The following is an 18,202-nucleotide window of genomic DNA, read 5'->3' as shown; positions in this document are numbered from 1 at the left end:
CGGGGCCGGGGCCGGGGCCGGGGCGGACGGCGTGTCGGCCGGGCGGGGCGTTCCTGTGGCCACGACCCCCGCCGCCGTCGGAGCCGGGGCCGGGGCCCCGGTCCCGTGGCGCGTCGGCGTCGACCGGGCCGCGCTCGTCGCGGACGGCGACCCCCAGACCCGCGCCGCGTGGGACGCCACGATCCAGGCGCTGGAGGCCCGCGACGACGTCGTCCTCGTGCCGGTCGACCTCGCCCCGTTCGTCGCCGCGGGGGCGCTGCTCTACGCGGGCCCGTGGGTGGCGGAGCGCTACGCGGCGGTCGGCGCGTTCCTCGAGACCGCGCCCGACGACGCCGACCCGGTGGTCCGCGACATCGTCCTGGGCGGCCGGGGACCGTCGGCCGTCGACGCGTTCGAGGCCGGCTACCGGCTCCGCGAGCTGCGCGCCGAGGCCCTCGCCGGGCTGTCGGACGTCGACGCGCTGCTGGCGCCGACCGCCCCGATCCACCCGACCGTCGCCGAGGTCGAGGCGGACCCGGTGGGCGTGAACTCGCGGCTCGGGCGGTTCACGAACTTCGTGAACCTGCTCGACCTCTGCGCGCTGGCGGTGCCCGGGGTCGCCCGACCGGACGGGCTGCCGTTCGGGATCACCTTCCTGGCGCCCGCCTGGCACGACGAGCTGCTGCTCGAGCTCGGCGCCGGTTGGGAGCGCGGTCTCGCCGGCGCGCCCGTGCGTCCCGACCCGACGGCCACGGACGCCACCGGCCGGATCGAGGTCGTCGTCGCCGGGGCGCACATGACCGGGCTCCCGGCGAACGGCCAGCTCGGCGCGCGCGGCGCCCGCTTCGAACGGCTGACCCGCACGGCCGCCGGTCACGGCGTGCGGATCGTGGAGACCCCGCAGGGCGTCCGCCCGGGCCTGGCCCGCCCGGTGGCGGGCTCCGCGGGCCCGGTCGGCGGGTCCGGCCAGGTCGAGGTCGAGGTCTGGAGCCTCGACGCCGCGCTCCTGGGCTCGCTCGCGGGCGAGGTCCCCGAGGGGCTGGCGCTCGGTCCGGTCGCCCTGCTCGACGGGACCCGCCGACTCGGCTTCGTCGCCGCGGCGGTCGACCCCACCGTCCCGACCACGCCGCTGCCGGACGGCTGGAGGTCGCACCTCGCGGACGGCTGAGTCGTCCGACGGCGCTCGGGACCCGAGGTCGTGGCTGGTCGGCATCCGACCACCCACGACCGCCGCGTGTCCCGCCGGCCGTCCCCGCCGGAACCCGCGGTCACGGCTGGTCGGCATCCGACCACCCGTGACCGCGGCACGTCCCGCGGGCCGTCCCCGCCGGGACCCGAGGTCACGGCTGGTCGGTACCCGACCATCCACGACCGCGGCGCGCCCCGCCGCGCGGACCGCGGTCGCGGGACCGCGGCCGGGGCCGCCCGGGCCGCCCCGGCGGTCCGCGTTCCCGTCGCCCTCAGGTGCGGAACGGGAGCCGGGTGCGGCCCCCGCTCCACCTGGCGCGGCGCGCCGCCGTGGCCCGGACGACGGGGGACCGCCCCGTCGACCGGTTCCGCCACCACTCGGCCGACGTGTAGACCGTCGTCGCCGCGGCGATCGCGAGGAGCACCCCACCGATGGTCGGATGGTCCTCGAGGAGGTAGGCCACCCCGGCCACCGCCTGCAGCGCCCCGCGGACGAAGCCCCAGGTCGTCTCTGGTCCGGACCGCGCTCGGTCGTCCATGGCCCCGAGGGTAGGGGCTCGAAGGCGCCATGCGACTCCGGACGCGACGGTTTCACGCGACGGACACACCACCTGCCCTGCTCCGGCCGGCGATCGCCGGCCGGGCGTCCGGCTCAGACCGCGACCGGTGTGACCTCGCCCGCCTTCGCGGCCTCGACCATCTCGCGCGAGTCCTTGCCGGAGACCAGGACGGCCGCGGCGATCGCTCCCGCGAGGGCGAAGCCGGCGCCGACGAGGAACGCCGCCGAGAACCCGTCGGTCAGGTCGACGAGCTGCGCCGGGGTCGGGCGACCCTGCGGGTTGACGCCGCCGGAGACGGACGCGGCGACGGACGCGAGGATCGCGACCCCGAGGGCGCCGCCGACCTGCTGGGAGGTGTTGATGAGGCCCGACGCGAGACCCGCCTGGTCGGGGCGGGTCTTCGTGACGGCGGCGATCGTCACCGGGACGAACGAGAAGCCCAGGCCGACCGCGGCGATCAGGGACGGCCCGAGGACGTCGCCGAGGAACGAGCCGCCGACGGAGACCTGAGAGAACCACAGGAGGCCGATCGCGACGAACGACAGCCCGGCGATCAGGACCGGCTTGAAGCCGACCTTCGTCACGAGCACCGACGCGGCACCGGCCGACAGGATGATCGCGATCGACAGCGGCAGGTACGCGAACCCGGCCTTCAGCGCGTCGTAGCCGAGCACCTGCTGCAGGTAGAGCGACACGAAGTAGAACATCGAGAACAGCGACATGCCGACGAGCAGGCCGACGACGTTGGCGCCGCGGAGCGTCTTCAGCCGGAACGTCGAGAGCGGGAGCAGCGGCTTGCGGGAGCGGGCCTCGATCAGGAGGAACCCGGCGATCAGGAGCAGCGAGAGCGCGGCGAGGCCGATCGTCTGCAGCGAGCCCCAGCCGGCCCGCTCGGCGTCGACGACCGCGTAGACGAGCACCGCCAGGCCGGCGGTCACGGCGAACGCGCCGGGCAGGTCGAACGAACGGTCCTCGTGCTCGTCGCGGCTCTCCGGCAGGATCCGCGGCGCGAGCACGGCCATCGTCAGCCCGATCGGCACGTTGACCCAGAGGACCCACTCCCAGCCCAGGCCCTCGGTGAGGATGCCGCCGAGCAGCACGCCGGCCGCGCCGCCGGCACCGGCGACCGCGCCCCAGACGCCGAGCGCCTTGTTGCGCTCCGCGCCCTCCGCGAACGTCGTCGTGACGATCGACAGCGCGGCCGGGGACACGAGCGCGGCGCCGAGGCCCTGGAACGCCCGGGCGACGATCAGCCAGATGTCCGACGTGGCCAGTCCGCCCGCCAGCGAGGCGAGGGAGAAGAGGACCAGGCCGGTCATGAACAGCCGCCGCCGGCCGAGCAGGTCGGCGAGGCGCCCGCCCAGCAGCAGGCAGCCGCCGAAGACCAGCGTGTAGGAGTTGACGACCCACGAGAGGTCGTCCTGCTTGAAGTCGAGGTCCTTGCCGATGCTCGGCAGCGCGACGTTCACGATCGACGCGTCGACGACGACGATGAACTGCGTCGCGGCCAGCAGCAGGAGCGCGAGCGTCTTCGCCCGCGGACTGGTCAGCTCGACGGGGCTCACCGGACGGCCCTCCCGCGGAGGACGCGCGACGGACGGCGCGCGGTGGGCGGAGCTGGGGTCCGGAACATGGACGGAGTCTCTCCCGGGATGCGGACCGATGCGGTCCGCGATGGGCTTCGGTGATCGGGCACGTGTCGAGCGTAGGACCTCGACCGTGCTCGAGGTCAACCGGCGTCCGCGGGCCGCTCGGCCCCGCACCCCTCGAGGTGGTCGTCGACCAGGCCCGCCGACTCCATCAGCGCGTACGCGATGACCGGCCCGACCGACGTGAAGCCGCGCGACCGGAGCTCCCCGGCGAGCAGCGCCGAGACGGGCGTCGACGACGGCACCTCGACCGCGGACCGCGGACGCCACCCCGGGGACGGGCGCTCGACCCGAGCCGCCGGCGCGAACGACCAGACCAGCGCGTCGAGCCCGAGGTCCTCGCGCAGCGCCACCGTGGCACGGGCGTTGGCGATCGCCGCGTCGATCTTCCGCCGGTTGCGGATGATCGCCGGGTCGGCCATCAGGCGGTCGACGTCGGCGTCGCCGTACGCCGCGACGCGGTCGGGATCGAAGTCGTGGAACGCCTCCCCGAACGCATCGCGCTTGCGCAGCACGGTGAGCCACGACAGTCCGCCCTGGAAGATCTGCAGCGACAGCAGCGCGTAGAGCTCCCGCTCGCCGCGCACCGGTCGCCCCCACTCGCGGTCGTGGTACGTCCGCGAGACCACGGGCCCCGATCCCCACCGGCACCGGCGCACTCCGTCGGGCCCGACCACCAGGTCATCGCCGGTCGTCGGGTCGGCGGGCAGCGTGGGGTCCGGACCGTCGGTCGGCGGATCGGCGGGGAGCGCGGCGGGTCGGGGCATGCCGCCAGTCGTACCGCCGGCCGGCGACCGTCCCGCCGAGGAGACGACTCCGGCACGAACACGGCGCCGTCCGCGCACGCGGCGTCACGCTCCCGCGCACACCCGCCGCCACGACGCGCGGCACGCCGCGTCCCTGCGCACCTGGCGGCGCCGGACCGCGGACGTCCTTGGACGCCGACCCCGTCCCGGACCCCCACGTCGCGCGGGCGCGCGGTCTCGCGTGCTCAGTCCCGCAGCCGCCGCAGCAGCGCGCGCACGGCGGCGAGGCCGTCGCTGATCGGCTCGATCGCGATCCACTCGCTCTCGCGGTGCATGTCCGCCCCGCGCGTCAGCCCGAGGCACACCGTCGGGATCCCGAGCGGGAACGCGGCGTTGCACTCGGTCGACCCGACGTCCTCGCGCCCGGGTCGCAGCCCGACGTCGGCCCGGGCCGACCGTGCCGCGCGGACGATCGGGGCGTCGCGGTCCATCCGCCCGGCGGGCCGGTGGCCGATGCGGTCGACGCGGGCGACGATCCCCAGGGGCGCCCGCCCCAGGACGGCGCCCACGATCCGGGCGGTCTCCTCGAGCCGGTCCTCGTCCTCGTCGCGCAGGTCGACGAGCAGCGAGGCGGAGGCGGCGATGGCGTTCACCGTCGTGCCGCCCTCCACGACGCCGAGGTTCACGTGGCGGCCGACGGGTACCGCGTCGAGCGCCGCCGCGCCCGCCTTCAGCAGGGCGTGCACGGCGCTGGGGGCGTCGCGATCGCCCCAGGAGTGCCCGCCGGGACCGGTGTACGTCGCGCGGAGGCGGACCGAGCCGATCCCGCCGACGACGAGCTCGTCGAGGAGGTGCCCCTCGAGCGAGACGTACGCCCGCGCGGGCACGGTGCGCAGCAGGTGCTTGGCCCCGCGGAGGTCGCCGAGCCCCTCCTCGCCGACCGTCGCCGCCAGCACGGTGTCGGCGGGGTGGACGCCCGCGGCGAGCTCGCGCGCGAGGACGACGAGGGCCGCCACCGCGACGGTGTTGTCGCCGATCCCGGGAGCGTGGAGGCGGTCGCCCTCCCGCCGCGGCGCCAGCGCGACGCCCGACCCGAAGACGGTGTCGAGGTGCGCGGAGACGACGACCGCCGGACGCTCCCGGTCGGTGTCCCGGACCCGGGCCACGACGTTGCCGACCGCGTCCTGGTCGACCTCGAGGCCCGCCGCGGACAGGAGTGCCGCGACCACGTCCGCGCGACCGCCCTCGTCGCCGGTCGGCGCGGGGACCGCCGCGAGCTCCATCGTGAGGGCGACGACGTCCTCGAGCGCGGGATCTGGGGCGGAGCGACGGCGGGCCACGGTGCGGCCGCGGACGGGCTGCAGACCGCGGTCCGGGGACCCTCCCACACGGACGGGATCCGCGACGGCCGCCGCATCCGGGACGTGCCGTCCCGGGTCGCGACCCCGGGCCGCCCGGACACGACGAACGTCCACGCGGACCACCCGTCGAACGTCCATCCGGGGTCGTGCCCCGGCGGGGGACCGCCGATGGTCGGGGTGTGACACGACGCTTCGCGATCCCCCTCGCCCTGCTCGCCACCCTCGCGATCTCCCCCGCCGCCGCGTCCGCTGACCGGCACCACCGCGGCCACGGCGGACCATGGGGCGGTGGTGCGTCCGCGACGACCGTCGCCGAGATCGACACCGACGACCCGACCGGCGGCGCCGGGGCGGACGAGGTCCCGACCACCGTGCCGGCCCCGTCGACCCCCGGCGGCGACTCGGGCGTCGGGCAGACGGTCCCGGGCAGCGGTACCGGCCGCGGTCCGTCGGGCTCCGGCACCGGCGCCCCGGGGACGGACGGCGGCGGGCCCGGGACGACCGGCACCACCGACCCGTCGGTCCTCGTCCCGGTGCCGAGCTCGCGGCGGACCGTCCGCGGGAAGGTCGCCCGGATCCGCACCGACGGGCGCGCGGCGATCCCGCGCTCCGCGCCGAAGGCCGTCAAGCGCGTCCTCGCCGCCGCGAACCTCATCGTCGGCAAGCCGTACAAGTGGGGCGGCGGACACGCCCGGCTGTTCGACAAGGGCTACGACTGCTCCGGCGCCGTCGGCTACGCGCTGATCCGCGCGGGCCTGCTCCAGGGCTCGATGGTCAGCGGCACGTTCGCCCGCTGGGCGTCGGCCGGCGCCGGCCGCTGGATCTCGATCCACGCCAACGACGGCCACGTCTACATGGAGGTCGCGGGCCTGCGCCTCGACACGAGCGCGGTCGGGGACCCCGCCGGCGGCTCCGGCGTGCGCTGGCGCCCGGTGATCGGCCGACGGACCGGCTTCCACACCCGCCACCTCGTCGGGCTGTAGGCGCGGACCGCCTCCCGGCCCGCCCCACCGTCGCAGGCTCGTCGGACCACGTCGGGCCCGCCGCTCACACCACCAGCCGGACCACCAGGACGACCGCCACGAGCGTCCCGCCGACGACGACCACGGCCCGGAGCACGTCGTCGGGCAGCCGGCGCCCGTACCGCGCACCGAGCGCAGCACCGACGATCGAGCCGGCCGCGACGAGGCCCGCCGCGTCCCAGGCGACGTGGGCGAAGAGGACGAAGCCGACGGCCGCCACGCCGTTGGCGACGCCGACGAGGACGTTCTTCAGGCCGTTGAGCCGCTGCAGGGCGTCGGGGAGCAGCAGGCGCAGGGCGGCGAGCAGGATCACGCCCTGCGCCGCCCCGAAGTACCCGCCGTAGACCCCGACCCCGTACGCGGTGCCGCCGAGGATCGCCAGGCGTCCCGGCGTGAGCGCGCGCGAGGTCTGCTCCGGCGCCGGCCGTCGCGCCATCAGGAAGCACGCCAGCAGGATCAGCAGCGGGACCACGGCGTCGAACACGCCGTCGGGGAGGACGAGCAGCAGGACCGCGCCGGTCGCGGCACCCGCCGTCGTCCCGATCGCCATCAGCGCGATCCGCCGTCCCTGACCACGCAGCTCGCGCCGGTAGCCCCAGACCGCGGAGACGTTCCCGAAGACCAGCCCGACGGTGTTCGAGACGTTCGCGGTGACCGCGGGGAACCCGACCGCGAGCAGCACGGGGAACGTCACGAGCGACCCGGACCCGACGATCGCGTTGATGCCCCCGGCCGCCAGGCCCGCCAGCAGCACCACCGTGATCTCGACCGGACTCACCCCGGGGATCAGAGCAGGTCGCGCTCGCCGACCGCCCGCGAGCGCCGACGCGCCAGAACACAGCTGGACGCTCGGTGTCACCCCGTATCCTCGGGCTCGTGCCACGCGGCGACCACCTCGACGGGCTCGAGTCCCGCCGCTTCTCCGGCCGCGTGTCGGAGCTCGGGCGCCTCGCCGACCTGCTCGTCCCGGAGCCCGAGCGGCCGGTCGTCGTCCTGCACGGACCGGGCGGGATCGGCAAGAGCGCGCTGCTGCGCGAGGTCGCCCGGCGCGCGACCGACGCCGGGATGCCGGTCCACCGCGTCGACGGCCGCGACCGCGACCGGGCGCAGGAGGCGCTGGCGGCCGCGCTGGAGACCCTCGGGGCGGGCGGCACCGGTCCCCCGTCGCTCCTGATCGTCGACACCTACGAGGCCGTGCCGGCGCTCGGTGCGCCGCTCCGCCGCGGGCTGCGACCCCTGCTCGGGAGCGGCGCGCGCGTGCTGATCGCCGGGCGCCGGCCACCCGAGCCCGCGTGGCGCGAGGACGGCTGGTCCGAGGTCCTGCGCGCCGCCCGGATCGAGCCGCTGCCGCCCGGGGACGCCCGGGAGCTCGTGCGGCTGCGCGGACTGGCCCCGGACGCGACGACGGACCGCGTGACCGCGTGGGCGGCCGGCTCGCCACTGGCGCTCACCGTCGCGACGGACGCGATCCTCGCGGGCCACACCCCCGACCTCGACCGCCTGGACGCCGACGACCTGCTCGCCGACACGTTGCTGCAGCGCCTGGCCGCGGACGAGCTCGACGGCGCGGACCGCGAGGTCCTCGCCGTCGCGTCGATCGCGCTCGCCGTCGACGCGCGGCTCCTCGCGGCCGTCCTCCCCGGGACGGACGGCGACCACGCCGAGGCGTGGCTCCGCTCGCGGTCGTTCTCCGAGCCCGTCGGCACGCGCGTGACGCTCCACGACCGGGTGCGCCGGGCGGTTCGCGGGTCGCTCGAGGCGTCGGACCCCGAGCACGCCCGGGAGCTCCGCAGGCGGCTCGCCGACCACCTCTATGCGCGCCTGAACGACGGCGAGGCCCGGCTGTTCCTCGACCTCGCGGAGCTGATCACCGACCCCGAGCTGCGACGCGCGATCGCCCCGCCGCCGCTGACCCACCACGCCGAGTGCGCCCGGGACGGGGACGCCGACGTCGTCGGGCCGCGGCTGCCGGAGTCCGCGCCGGCCCGCTGGCCCGCCCTGCGGCGCTGGTTCGACGAGGCGCCCGGCGCGGTCGTCCTCGTCCGCGACACCGCCGACCGCATCGTCGGCTACGGCGTCGCGGTGACGCCGGCGACCGCCCCGCCCTGGGCCGTCGAGGACCCGGTCCTCGGGCCGTGGCTGGCCGACGCGAAGGTCCGCGCGCCGGCGGGCGACGTGATGCTGATGCGGGAGTCCGGTGTGCTGCTCCCCGAGCCGGACGCGGCGGAGGAGGCCGCGGTGATCGCGACCGGCAACCACGCGATCGTCCGGGCGACCGGCCCGGCCTCGGCCCGCTGGGCGTACGTCGGGATGGACCCGAGGGACACCGGCCGCCTGACGATGCTCGACGCGCTCGGGTACGAGCGGCTGACCCACCTGGACGTCCCCGACGCCGCCGGCGGCCCGCTGGCGTGCTTCGTCCGCGACTTCGGGCCCGGCGGGGTCTCCACGTGGGTGCGGGACGTCGTCTACCAGGGCCTCGGCCTGCCGCCGGCGTCGGTGCCGCGGAGCGCCGGCGTCGACGCCGCGACCGTCCGCGACGCGTTGCGCACCTTCCACGACGTCGCCGCGCTGGCGGCGAGCCCGCTGGCCCGCGGGGTCGGGACCGCCGAGCGCGCCGGGACGGTCCGGGCGCGGATCGAGCGCGCGGCGAGCGCGGCGTTCGGCGACTCGGCCGAGGAGCGGCTGCAGGCCGACGTCCTGCGCCGCGGGTACCTCGACCCCGACGGCGGGCACGCGCGGGCGATGCTCGAGCTGCACGTCAGCCGCACCACGTACTTCCGGCGGCTCGCCCGGGCGGCCGACCGGGTCGTCGACCACGTGCTCGCCGACGTCACCGGCTGAGGCGTCGAGCGACCCGTGGGCGGACGGAGGTCCGGATCCTGACGGCCGCGGCGGACCACGTCCCCCCTGCGAATCCGTCGAAGGGTCGTCGCCGTGCACCTCCACGGGTGTTCCGTTGAGGACCCTCCGTGCGCTCCGTACCGTTCACCGGACGTCCCTGCAGCACCGTCCCGTCCAGGAGCGAGTCCCATGCACAGAAGCACCGCACCGCGCCGCGCATCGCCGTCCCCGGCGCGTCCGGACGCCCGTCCGCGACCGGCGGAGCGTCCCCGATGAGCGCGGCCGGGCCGGGGAACGGTCGCCGGAGCCGCCGAGCCGCGCGCGCCGACGGACGGGAACGGATCGAGCACTGGTCCGCCGCCCCGTCGCCGGCAGCCGCCGCAGCCGCGGAGCGGGAGGCCGCCTGGGCGAAGGAGGACGCCCGGCTCCGCGAGACCGACGGCCGACCAGGCAACGCGGTCCAGCAGGCGCCACCGATGGTCTCCCCGCGTCCCCGGCTGCGAACGGCGCGGGTCGCGGTCGTCCTCGCGACGGTCCTGGCGGGGGTGCACGCCGCCGCGGCCGTCGCGGCGGTGGTCCAGACCCGGCATACGATCGACGCCGACCCATCGGGGTCCTCGTCCCCCCTGGGAGCGCTGCAGGTGTCCCGGACGGCGGTCGACCGCCTGCACGACGTGACGGACGTCGGCGACGTCACAGGCCTGGTCTTCTACGGGCTGCTCGTGGTCGCCGGGCTCCTCGTCCTCCGGTGGCAGGTCGTGCCGATCCGCAACCAGCAGGCGCTCTGGATCGAGCGGCCCCGGTACACGCCCGTCGCTGCCGGGTGGTGCTGGGTCGTCCCGATCTGGGCGCTGTTCGGGCCGAAGAAGGCGTACGGCGACGCCTGGCGCGCGGCGGAGCCCCTCGACGAGCGGATTCCGGGGCAGACCTGGACCGACCGTCCGGTCCCCGGGCTGTTCACCGCGTGGTGGGCCGCATGGGTCATCGCGGGCCTGCTCGAGCCGGTCACCCTCCGGCTCCCGGAGACGACCCTCGGCGAGAGCGAGACCGTGTGGGTGCTCGAAGCGGTCTCCGGGACCATCCACGTCGCCGCCGGCGTGCTGTTCGTCATGGTCCTCACGCGGCTCACCGCCCGACACGACGCGATGGTCGACGTGGTCGCCGCGGAACGCGCCACGGATCCTCCGTCGGACTGACCGGTCCGGCCGCGCCGCCCGCGTCGATCGCCGTCGGCGGTCCTCGGCGCGGACCGTCGTAGGATCCGGGGCGTGACCCTGACGCTGATGCACAACCCGCACTGCCCGACGTCCGTGCACGCCCTGGACGCCCTCCAGGAGGCCGGCCACGAGGTCGTCGTGCGGAAGTACCTGCTCGTCGCCGAGCGGCTCTCCGAGGACGAGGTCCGCTCGCTCGCCGAGCGCGTCCAGGGCGACCCGGTCGACGCGCTGATCCGGCGCGACAAGAAGTACAAGGACCTCGGCCTGGAGGCCGACGGGCTCGGGATCGACGAGGTCGTCGCGATCCTCGTCGAGCACCCGGCGCTGCTCCAGCGCCCGATCCTGGACGACGGCACCGACGTCGTGATCGGGCGCCCGCGCGAGCGCCAGACCGCCTGGGCGGCGGCCGGTCGCGCCGTCACGGCGTAGCGGCGGCGTGTCGGGCGTCGGGCCCGTGGACGACGGTTCTCCCACGGGCGGTGCCGGCGGGTCTACGCTCGACCGACCCCCGACGTCCGGCAGGCCGTGTCCCTCTTCTCCCGCTTCCGTCCCCTGCGACCAGACCGTGCCGAGCTGCGCCGGATGGTCGATCAGCTCCCGCTCGCCGTCCGCATCGCGATGCTCGAGGGCGTCCGGGCCGAGCGGATCATCGCCGGCGGCTACGCCGACGGGACGGGCGGGGTCTGCCCGATGCTCGCCGCGCACCGGCACGGCGGCCGCTGGTCGTTCCCGGACTTCGCGCGGACGTGGGACGAGTTCGCCGAGGCCCCGATCGAGGGCCTGCGCCCCGCCGACCCGGTGCACGTCGAGGCGCTGGCCGACGTCCTGACCGCGAGCATCGAGGACGACCTCCGGGTGGACGCCGCCCTCCCGGACACGATCGGGACGGGTGCGGCTCCGCATCCGTCCGCACCCGTCCCCCACGCCCCGGCGCGCGTCGCCGCGCGGTCCCCCGCGCACGGCGTCCCGACGCCGTCCGGCATCGACGAGGCGGCCGGCGACGGCCCGCGCCCGGAGCACGCCGCCGCCCGCCGGGTCGTCGCCGGCCGCTGAGCGCCGCACCCGGAGGACGCGTCCGGCCGGCGGGGGGGGGTGGGACGGACCCCCGCTCGAGGGGCTGGGCGCACCCGCCGGTCCGCGGTCTACTCGCTGCATGAGGACGACCCGCCCCGCATCCCCGCTCCACCGCGCCACGATCCGCCCCGTCGCCCTGACGCTCGCGGTCCTCGCCCCGCTCGCGCTGACCGCGTGCGGCGGGGCCTCCGACCACGACCGGAGTGCATCCCCGGCGGCCCGCGTCGCCGCCCCTGCCCCGTCCCCGACGGCCGAGCCGTCGCCGCCCGTGGCCGCGTCGGACGGTCGGGTGGAGGGCGAGTCCGCCGACGCCTCCGTCCCGGCCGCCCCGGCCGGCGGGTCCGCGTCCGCACGCCCGGGTGACCCGGCCGGTTCCGCACCGACGACGGCCGACGCGTCCGACCGCACCGCCGACGACGTCCGGAAGGCCGAGGCCCGGTACCTCCGCGCCCTCCACGACCGCGACCCCGCCGCGGTGTGCCGGATGATGACCGGCTGGACCCGCATCCCCGGTGGACGCCTCGTCCCATGCCGGACGGCCTACGGCAGGATCATCGCGCAGAGCCCGCGGTTCCCCGCGGTCTCCCGGCGGGAGATCGCCTCCATGCGCGTCGAGGTGCGCGGGTCGAAGGCCACGGTCACCGATCCCGTGCCGACCATCCCGACGTATTTCCGCAAGGTCCACGGCGCCTGGAAGGTCGACATGGTGGCGATGGCCTCGGTCGACTGAGCCTCGTTCCCGGACCGCGGCCCCCGGGACGCCGAACGCCCCGGCGAGCCGGGGCGTTCGGAGGACCAAGGGTGCGGGCGCCGTCCGGCGCCCGCGAGGGATCAGCCCTCGGCGACCAGCTGCCGCAGCACGTAGCGCAGGATGCCGCCGTGGCGGTAGTAGTCCGCCTCCTTCGGCGTGTCGATGCGGACGCGGGCGTCGAACTCGACGTCGTCGGCCTTGACGTGCACCGTCTTCGGGAGCTCGCCGGCGTTCAGCGCGTCGGCCAGGCCGGTGATCGTGAACGTCTCCTCACCGGTGAGGCCGAGCGACTCGGCGGTCTCGCCGTCCGGGTACTGCAGCGGAAGGACGCCCATGCCGACGAGGTTGGAGCGGTGGATCCGCTCGAACGACTCGGTGATCACGGCGCGGACGCCGAGGAGGTTCGTGCCCTTCGCCGCCCAGTCGCGCGAGGAGCCGGAGCCGTACTCCTTGCCGCCCAGGACGACCAGCGGGACGCCGGCCTTGATGTAGGCCTCCGACGCCTCGTAGATCGAGGTGACGGCGTCCTTCTCGAGCTGCCCGTCGTCGAGCAGGTATCGCGTGAAGCCGCCCTCGGTGCCGGGCGCGAGCTGGTTGCGCAGGCGGATGTTCGCGAACGTGCCGCGGATCATCACGTCGTGCGAGCCACGGCGCGAGCCGTAGGAGTTGAAGTCGCCCGGCTTGACGCCACGGCCCTCGAGGTACTTCCCGGCCGGGGCGTCGCGCTTGATCGAGCCGGCGGGCGAGATGTGGTCGGTGGTGACCGAGTCGCCGAGCTTCGCCATCACGCGGGCGCCGGAGATGTCGACCACGGCCTCGGGCTCGGCGGGCATGCCGTCGAAGTACGGGGCCTTCTGGACGTAGGTCGAGCTGTCGTCCCAGGCGTACGTGTCGCCCTCGGGGACCTTCAGGCCCTGCCAGTTCGCGTCACCGTCGAAGACCGTGGCGTAGCTCGAGCGGAACATGTCCGCCTGGAGGCACTCCTCGACCGTCTGCGCGACCTCGGCCGTCGTCGGCCAGACGTCCTTCAGGTAGACGTCCTGGCCGTCGGAGCCCTTGCCGAGCGGGTCGGTCTCCATGTCGAAGTCCATCGTGCCGGCCAGCGCGTAGGCGACCACCAGGGGCGGCGAGGCCAGGTAGTTCATCTTCACGTCGGGGCTGATGCGGCCCTCGAAGTTGCGGTTGCCCGAGAGCACCGACGTGACCGTGAGGTCGTTGTCGTTGATCGCCTTGGAGATCGGCTCCGGCAGCGGGCCGGAGTTGCCGATGCAGGTCGTGCAGCCGTAGCCGACGAGGTTGAAGCCGATCGCGTCGAGGTCGACGTTCAGGCCGGCGCGCTCGAGGTAGTCGGTGACGACGAGCGAGCCCGGGGCCAGCGACGTCTTGACCCACGGCTTGCGGTCGAGGCCGAGCTCGCGGGCCTTGCGGGCCACGAGGCCGGCGGCGACCATCACCGACGGGTTCGACGTGTTCGTGCAGGACGTGATCGCGGCGATCACGACGTGGCCGTGGTCGAGCGGGAACGTCGTCCCGTCGAGCTCGACCTGCGTCGCCGTCTCGGACTGCATGACGGCGGTGCCGCCGTGCGTGTCGCCCGCGGTCGCCTCGACCGGGTGCGCGGCGGAGCCGTTCTTGCCGCTCGGCTCGGCCGCCGAGGGCGGGTCGCTGGCCGGGAAGCTCGAGTCCAGGGCCTTGTCGTACGGGCCCTTCGCACCGTCGTCACCCGCGAGGAGGTCGCCCAGCGAGGTCCGGAAGGCCTCCTTGGAGACCGACAGCGAGACGCGGTCCTGCGGGCGCTTCGGGCCGGCGATCGACGGGACGACGTCGCCGAGGTCGAGCTCGACGACCTGCGAGAACGTGGGCTCCTCCTCCGGGTCGTGCCAGAGGCCCTGGGCCTTGGCGTACGCCTCGACGAGCTCGAGCTGGTCCTTCGGGCGGCCGGTGAAGGCGAGGTAGCGGATCGTCTCGGCGTCGATCGGGAAGATCGCGGCGGTCGAGCCGAACTCCGGGCTCATGTTGCCGAGCGTGGCGCGGTCGGCCAGCGGCAGGCTGGTGACGCCCTTGCCGAAGAACTCGACGAACTTGCCGACGACGCCGGTCTTGCGCAGGAGCTCGGTGACCGTGAGGACGAGGTCCGTCGCGGTCGCGCCCTCGGGCAGCGAGCCCTTCAGGCGGAAGCCGATGACGTTCGGGATCAGCATTGGGATCGGCTGACCGAGCATCGCGGCCTCGGCCTCGATGCCGCCGACGCCCCAGCCCAGCACGCCGAGGCCGTTGACCATCGTCGTGTGCGAGTCGGTGCCGACCAGGGTGTCCGGGTACGCCTGGGCGGGCGCGCCGTCCTTGCCGTCCTTCAGGAAGATCGCCCGCGAGAGGTACTCGAGGTTGACCTGGTGGACGATGCCGGTGTCCGGCGGGACGACCTTGAAGGACTCGAAGGCGTTCTGGCCCCAGCGCAGGAACTGGTACCGCTCCTCGTTGCGCTCGAACTCCTTCTCCGCGTTGATCGAGAACGCCTGGGCGTTGCCGAAGGCGTCGACCTGGACGGAGTGGTCGATGACGAGCTCGGCCGGGACGAGCGGCTCGATCTTCGACGGGTCGCCGCCGAGCTCGCTCATCGCGTCGCGCATGGCGGCGAGGTCGACGACGGCCGGCACGCCGGTGAAGTCCTGGAGCACCACGCGGGCGGGCGTGAAGGCGATCTCCTCCGACGGGTCCGCCTTGGCGTCCCAGGTGGCCAGGGCCTCGATCTGCTCCTTCGTGACCGAGCCGTTGCCCTCCGTCCGCAGGAGGTTCTCGAGCAGCACCTTGAGGCTGTAGGGCAGGCGCGCGACGTCGTACTTCTCCTGGAGCGCGTCCAGGCGGAAGATCTCGATGTCGCGGCCGCCGACGGACAGCGTGTCCTTGGCGCCGAAGCTGTTGGGGTGATCGGTGCTCATGCGAGGGGTCCTTCGGGTGTCGTGAGGGACTGGTTCGGGCGGGCGGGGTCAGCCGTCGGCGGGAAGGAGGGTGAAGGGTCGGCCGTCCTCGTTGACCAGTGTCCGGAAGTGCCGGTGGTCGAACGTCGCGATGCGGACGGTGTGCAGGCGGGCGGCCAGGGCGACGAGCGAGGCGTCGACGAGCCCGATGTCGGGCCTCGAGCGGGCGACCTCGAGCATGTCGCGCAGCCCGTCGGCCCACCAGCGGATCGCGAAGACGCCGCGGTCGAGGTCGTTCCACAGCGCCTCCTGCGCGTGGCGGCCGACACGGGCGAGCGTCAGGTGGTCCATCTCCGCCAACGCGAGCGGGGTGGTGACGAGATCCTCCGCGACGTCGTCCAGCAGGCCGACCGCGGCGGCGTGGTTCTCGTCGTCGGGGAACATCAGCGCGACGACGATCCCGGTGTCCAGGACGACGCTCACGCCCCGAAGCCCGTCTCGGTCAGGAGCTCGTCGACGCGGGAGGAGTCGTCGGGCGACCCCTTCCCCGGACCGGCGATTCCGATGATCGACGGACGGGGCCGGGACGAGCCGCGCACGGCCCCCGTGAGGGTGCGGCGGATGAACTCGGCCTTGGTGACGCCCTCTTCGGCGGCCCGGAGGGCGAGTGCCTCGTCCAGTGCCTCCTCGAGATAGACCGACGTCTTCTTCACCCCACGTAGGGTATCACCCTACGTTCCCGACCTGCACGGTCGGAATGCGGATCCGTGGGCGGTCAGCCGTCGACCTTCGCGACCGCGTCGGCGATCTTGTCGGCCTTCGAGCCCGTGCCCTTCAGGTCGACCTTGCGGTACGCGCCCTTGTCGGTGCGTCCGCGGGGCCGGACGTAGATCGTCGGGGTCTTGCCGCCGAAGTCGAGCTCCTTCGCGAGCGCGTCGGTCTGCGCGTCGAGCCGCTCCGTCTCCGGCGTCCTCGTGGTGGAGAGCGTGAGACCCCGGAACTCGGGGGCGACGCGGTTCATCCGCTGCAGGAGCGCCGGCGTCACCCACTCCTCGCCCTCGGACTTCTGGTTGTAGTACAGGAGCTCGCTGAGCGTCCACGCCTGGTTCTTCTCCGCGGCCGCGTGGATCGCCGTGCGCCCGTCCCCGCTGGACCTGCCGAGGTTGTCGAGCACGCGCAGCTCGAGGTTCGCCCTGCCCGTGCGGACGAGGTCCTCGATGACGTCCGGCCCGTCCTTCAGCGCGAAGTTCTTGCAGAACGGGCACTTCACGTCGACGAACTCGACGACGGTCGCCGGGGCGTCCGGCCTGCCGAGGACCAGGCCGTTCTGTGGGATGCCGCGCAGGAGCTTCGCCGTCTCCTCCGGGCCACGGACCCCGTCGACGACCTTGGCCTTCTTCGCGGGGTCGTCCCCCGAGAACGCGCCCGACCCGATCAGCACCGCCACGAGGATCACCGCGGCGAGGAACCCGAGGCCGACGAGCTGGCCGCGGCGGTTGCGCGCGACCGCGTCGTCGAGCTCGCTCATCGGTCAGCTCCTGCCGGTGCCCTGCGGCCCGTCGGCGGGGACGGCGTGCTCCTCGTCGGTCGCATCATCGTCCTCATCCTCTTCGAGGTCCTCGTCCACGTCCAGCCACTCGTCCGCGGTGACCGGGCGGTCGGGCCCGCGGACGAAGCGCACGGTGCTCGTGATCGCCATCAGCGTCATCATCACGGCGCTCGTCGTGCAGAACGGGCAGAACGCGTTCAGGGTGATGTACGCGCGGTACATCAGGAACATCGAGAAGAGGAACCCGATGCCGGAGCCGACGACGAGCCCGAGCCGGGCGAGCTCGTTCTTCGGGAACGTCAGGAGCAGGAGGAAGCCGACGTAGCCGACGATGCCGAGCACCGACACGGGGATGCCGAAGAGCTCGGACCACGTCGACTGCTGGACGACGGTGCAGCCGGCACTGACGCCGCAGACGCCCTCGTGCTCGTACTTGGAGTAGGTGAGGTAGCCCGCCGCCGCGAGGCCGATGACCGCGAAGACGTACTGCGCGACCCGCAGGCGGCGGTCCAGCATCAGCGGGTGGCGGCCGGCTTGGCGTTCTTCGCGGCCTTCTCCACGCCGGCCTCGATCGCGCCCACGGAGGAGTCGACGGCCGTGTAGGCGCTGGTGCCGCGCGCCTGGACGAAGAACGCGGGGGTGCCCTGCGCGCCGAGGCCCTGGAACTTCTTGTCGGCCTCGGCGGCGAGCTCGCGGCTGCCGGGCGTCTCGCGGAAGTTGACCTTCGACGGGTCGATCCCGGCGACCTTGGCGATGTCCTTGTACTTGTTCTCCGTGATCCAGGTCGTGCTCTCGTCGCCCTGGTTGAAGTAGTTCATGGAGAGCATCGTGAAGAACTGGTTCGACGCCGCCAGGTTGTTCACCGCGACGCGGCCCTTCGCGCCGTCGTCGGTGCCGACGTTCGGGTCGATGATGTTGACCAGGTGGACGCGCAGGTTCGCCTTGCCGGTCCGCACGAGCTTGTCGACGTTCTCCTTCTGGGAGTTGACCTCGAACTGCTGGCAGGCCGGGCACTTCACGTCGGCGAACTCGTGGATCGTGACGGGGGCGTCCGGGTTGCCCAGCAGGGTGCCGTTCTGCTGCAGGCCCTTGGTGAGCGCCTGCGTCTCGGCCAGGCCGGCGACGCCGTCGACCTTCTTCGACCCGTTCGTCTTGTCCTTGAAGGAGCCGGCGAGCAGCACGATGGCGATGACGAGCACCACGACGCCACCCGCGCCCCCGAGCATGAGCAGGCGCTTCTTGCGGTCCGATGCGGCCCGCTCGGCGGCCTCGCGCTCGAGGCGGGCCTTCTGGGCCGCGGCCTTCTTGCTGTTCGCTCCTGACATGCGGAGCATTGTGGCGCAT

General features: G+C 74.6%; 18 protein-coding genes. 7 read left to right on the top strand and 11 right to left on the bottom strand.

Annotated features, from left to right (window positions below; genetic code table 11):
• Positions 1-1,147 (top strand): allophanate hydrolase-related protein (locus PATMI_RS37375; protein ID WP_211241723.1); only part of this gene is annotated, 1,147 nt, incomplete at its 5' end.
• Between the two features lie 292 nt (positions 1,148-1,439).
• Here the strand turns inward: PATMI_RS37375 and PATMI_RS0110770 are convergent.
• From PATMI_RS0110770 to PATMI_RS0110755, 4 genes are all read right to left on the bottom strand, one after another.
• Entirely contained in the window at positions 1,440-1,706 is a 267-nt protein-coding gene (locus PATMI_RS0110770) for a hypothetical protein (RefSeq protein WP_026910904.1), read from the bottom strand.
• A 113-nt stretch (positions 1,707-1,819) separates the two neighbouring features.
• Positions 1,820-3,292, bottom strand: a complete 1,473-nt coding sequence (locus PATMI_RS0110765) for an MFS transporter (protein WP_026910903.1) — start codon at positions 3,290-3,292, stop codon at positions 1,820-1,822.
• A 164-nt stretch (positions 3,293-3,456) separates the two neighbouring features.
• Positions 3,457-4,143, bottom strand: coding sequence for a DNA-3-methyladenine glycosylase I (locus PATMI_RS0110760; RefSeq protein WP_084269857.1), 687 nt, complete (start codon positions 4,141-4,143; stop codon positions 3,457-3,459).
• A gap of 224 nt (positions 4,144-4,367) precedes the next feature.
• Positions 4,368-5,462, bottom strand: coding sequence for a M20/M25/M40 family metallo-hydrolase (locus tag PATMI_RS0110755; protein ID WP_169738352.1), 1,095 nt, complete (start codon positions 5,460-5,462; stop codon positions 4,368-4,370).
• 200 nt (positions 5,463-5,662) lie between these two features.
• Here PATMI_RS0110755 and PATMI_RS34380 point away from each other — a divergent pair, with 200 nt between their 5' ends.
• Complete coding sequence (locus PATMI_RS34380) at positions 5,663-6,466, top strand: C40 family peptidase (protein WP_051471339.1); 804 nt, start codon at positions 5,663-5,665, stop codon at positions 6,464-6,466.
• 64 nt (positions 6,467-6,530) lie between these two features.
• Here the strand turns inward: PATMI_RS34380 and PATMI_RS0110740 are convergent, their stop codons facing one another.
• On the bottom strand, positions 6,531-7,283 hold the full coding sequence (locus PATMI_RS0110740) for a sulfite exporter TauE/SafE family protein (protein WP_026910900.1): 753 nt from the start codon (positions 7,281-7,283) through the stop codon (positions 6,531-6,533).
• A gap of 98 nt (positions 7,284-7,381) precedes the next feature.
• Here PATMI_RS0110740 and PATMI_RS0110735 point away from each other — a divergent pair, with 98 nt between their 5' ends.
• The 5 genes from PATMI_RS0110735 to PATMI_RS29125 all read left to right on the top strand — a co-directional run bounded on the left by PATMI_RS0110735 (position 7,382) and on the right by PATMI_RS29125 (position 12,370).
• Complete coding sequence (locus tag PATMI_RS0110735; protein ID WP_026910899.1) at positions 7,382-9,349, top strand: ATP-binding protein; 1,968 nt, start codon at positions 7,382-7,384, stop codon at positions 9,347-9,349.
• Between the two features lie 272 nt (positions 9,350-9,621).
• The gene (locus tag PATMI_RS0110730; protein WP_026910898.1) at positions 9,622-10,545 is read left to right on the top strand and encodes a DUF4328 domain-containing protein; all 924 of its coding nucleotides are present in this window, start codon (positions 9,622-9,624) and stop codon (positions 10,543-10,545) included.
• Between the two features lie 72 nt (positions 10,546-10,617).
• Positions 10,618-10,995: an arsenate reductase family protein gene (locus PATMI_RS0110725; RefSeq protein ID WP_026910897.1), complete on the top strand. Its 378-nt coding sequence runs from the start codon at positions 10,618-10,620 to the stop codon at positions 10,993-10,995.
• A gap of 153 nt (positions 10,996-11,148) precedes the next feature.
• Positions 11,149-11,619: a hypothetical protein gene (locus tag PATMI_RS0110720; RefSeq protein ID WP_157260714.1), complete on the top strand. Its 471-nt coding sequence runs from the start codon at positions 11,149-11,151 to the stop codon at positions 11,617-11,619.
• Between the two features lie 100 nt (positions 11,620-11,719).
• Positions 11,720-12,370: a hypothetical protein gene (locus PATMI_RS29125; protein WP_036725681.1), complete on the top strand. Its 651-nt coding sequence runs from the start codon at positions 11,720-11,722 to the stop codon at positions 12,368-12,370.
• A 101-nt stretch (positions 12,371-12,471) separates the two neighbouring features.
• Here the strand turns inward: PATMI_RS29125 and acnA are convergent, their stop codons facing one another.
• From acnA to PATMI_RS0110685, 6 genes are all read right to left on the bottom strand, one after another.
• Positions 12,472-15,330 carry an aconitate hydratase gene (acnA, locus tag PATMI_RS0110710; RefSeq protein WP_026910895.1) on the bottom strand — a complete coding sequence of 953 codons (2,859 nt, stop codon included), beginning with the start codon at positions 15,328-15,330 and terminating at the stop codon, positions 12,472-12,474.
• 48 nt (positions 15,331-15,378) lie between these two features.
• Positions 15,379-15,792, bottom strand: a complete 414-nt coding sequence (locus tag PATMI_RS0110705; protein WP_026910894.1) for a type II toxin-antitoxin system VapC family toxin — start codon at positions 15,790-15,792, stop codon at positions 15,379-15,381.
• Positions 15,789-16,022 (bottom strand): ribbon-helix-helix domain-containing protein, encoded by a 234-nt coding sequence (locus PATMI_RS0110700; protein WP_026910893.1) that lies wholly within the window; start codon positions 16,020-16,022, stop codon positions 15,789-15,791. Before PATMI_RS0110700 ends, PATMI_RS0110705 begins: the two co-directional genes overlap by 4 nt.
• A 62-nt stretch (positions 16,023-16,084) precedes the next feature.
• Complete coding sequence (locus PATMI_RS0110695; protein ID WP_026910892.1) at positions 16,085-16,837, bottom strand: thioredoxin domain-containing protein; 753 nt, start codon at positions 16,835-16,837, stop codon at positions 16,085-16,087.
• 3 nt (positions 16,838-16,840) lie between these two features.
• Positions 16,841-17,374, bottom strand: coding sequence for a vitamin K epoxide reductase family protein (locus PATMI_RS0110690; protein ID WP_026910891.1), 534 nt, complete (start codon positions 17,372-17,374; stop codon positions 16,841-16,843).
• On the bottom strand, positions 17,374-18,183 hold the full coding sequence (locus PATMI_RS0110685; protein WP_026910890.1) for a thioredoxin domain-containing protein: 810 nt from the start codon (positions 18,181-18,183) through the stop codon (positions 17,374-17,376). The genes PATMI_RS0110690 and PATMI_RS0110685 overlap by 1 nt, the downstream gene beginning before the upstream one ends.
• Positions 18,184-18,202 lie beyond the last annotated feature (19 nt).

It is taken from the genome of Patulibacter minatonensis DSM 18081, assembly GCF_000519325.1.
In the GTDB taxonomy this organism is placed as follows: Bacteria; Actinomycetota; Thermoleophilia; order Solirubrobacterales; family Solirubrobacteraceae; genus Patulibacter; species Patulibacter minatonensis.
This window is presented reverse-complemented; position numbering and strand designations above follow the sequence as displayed.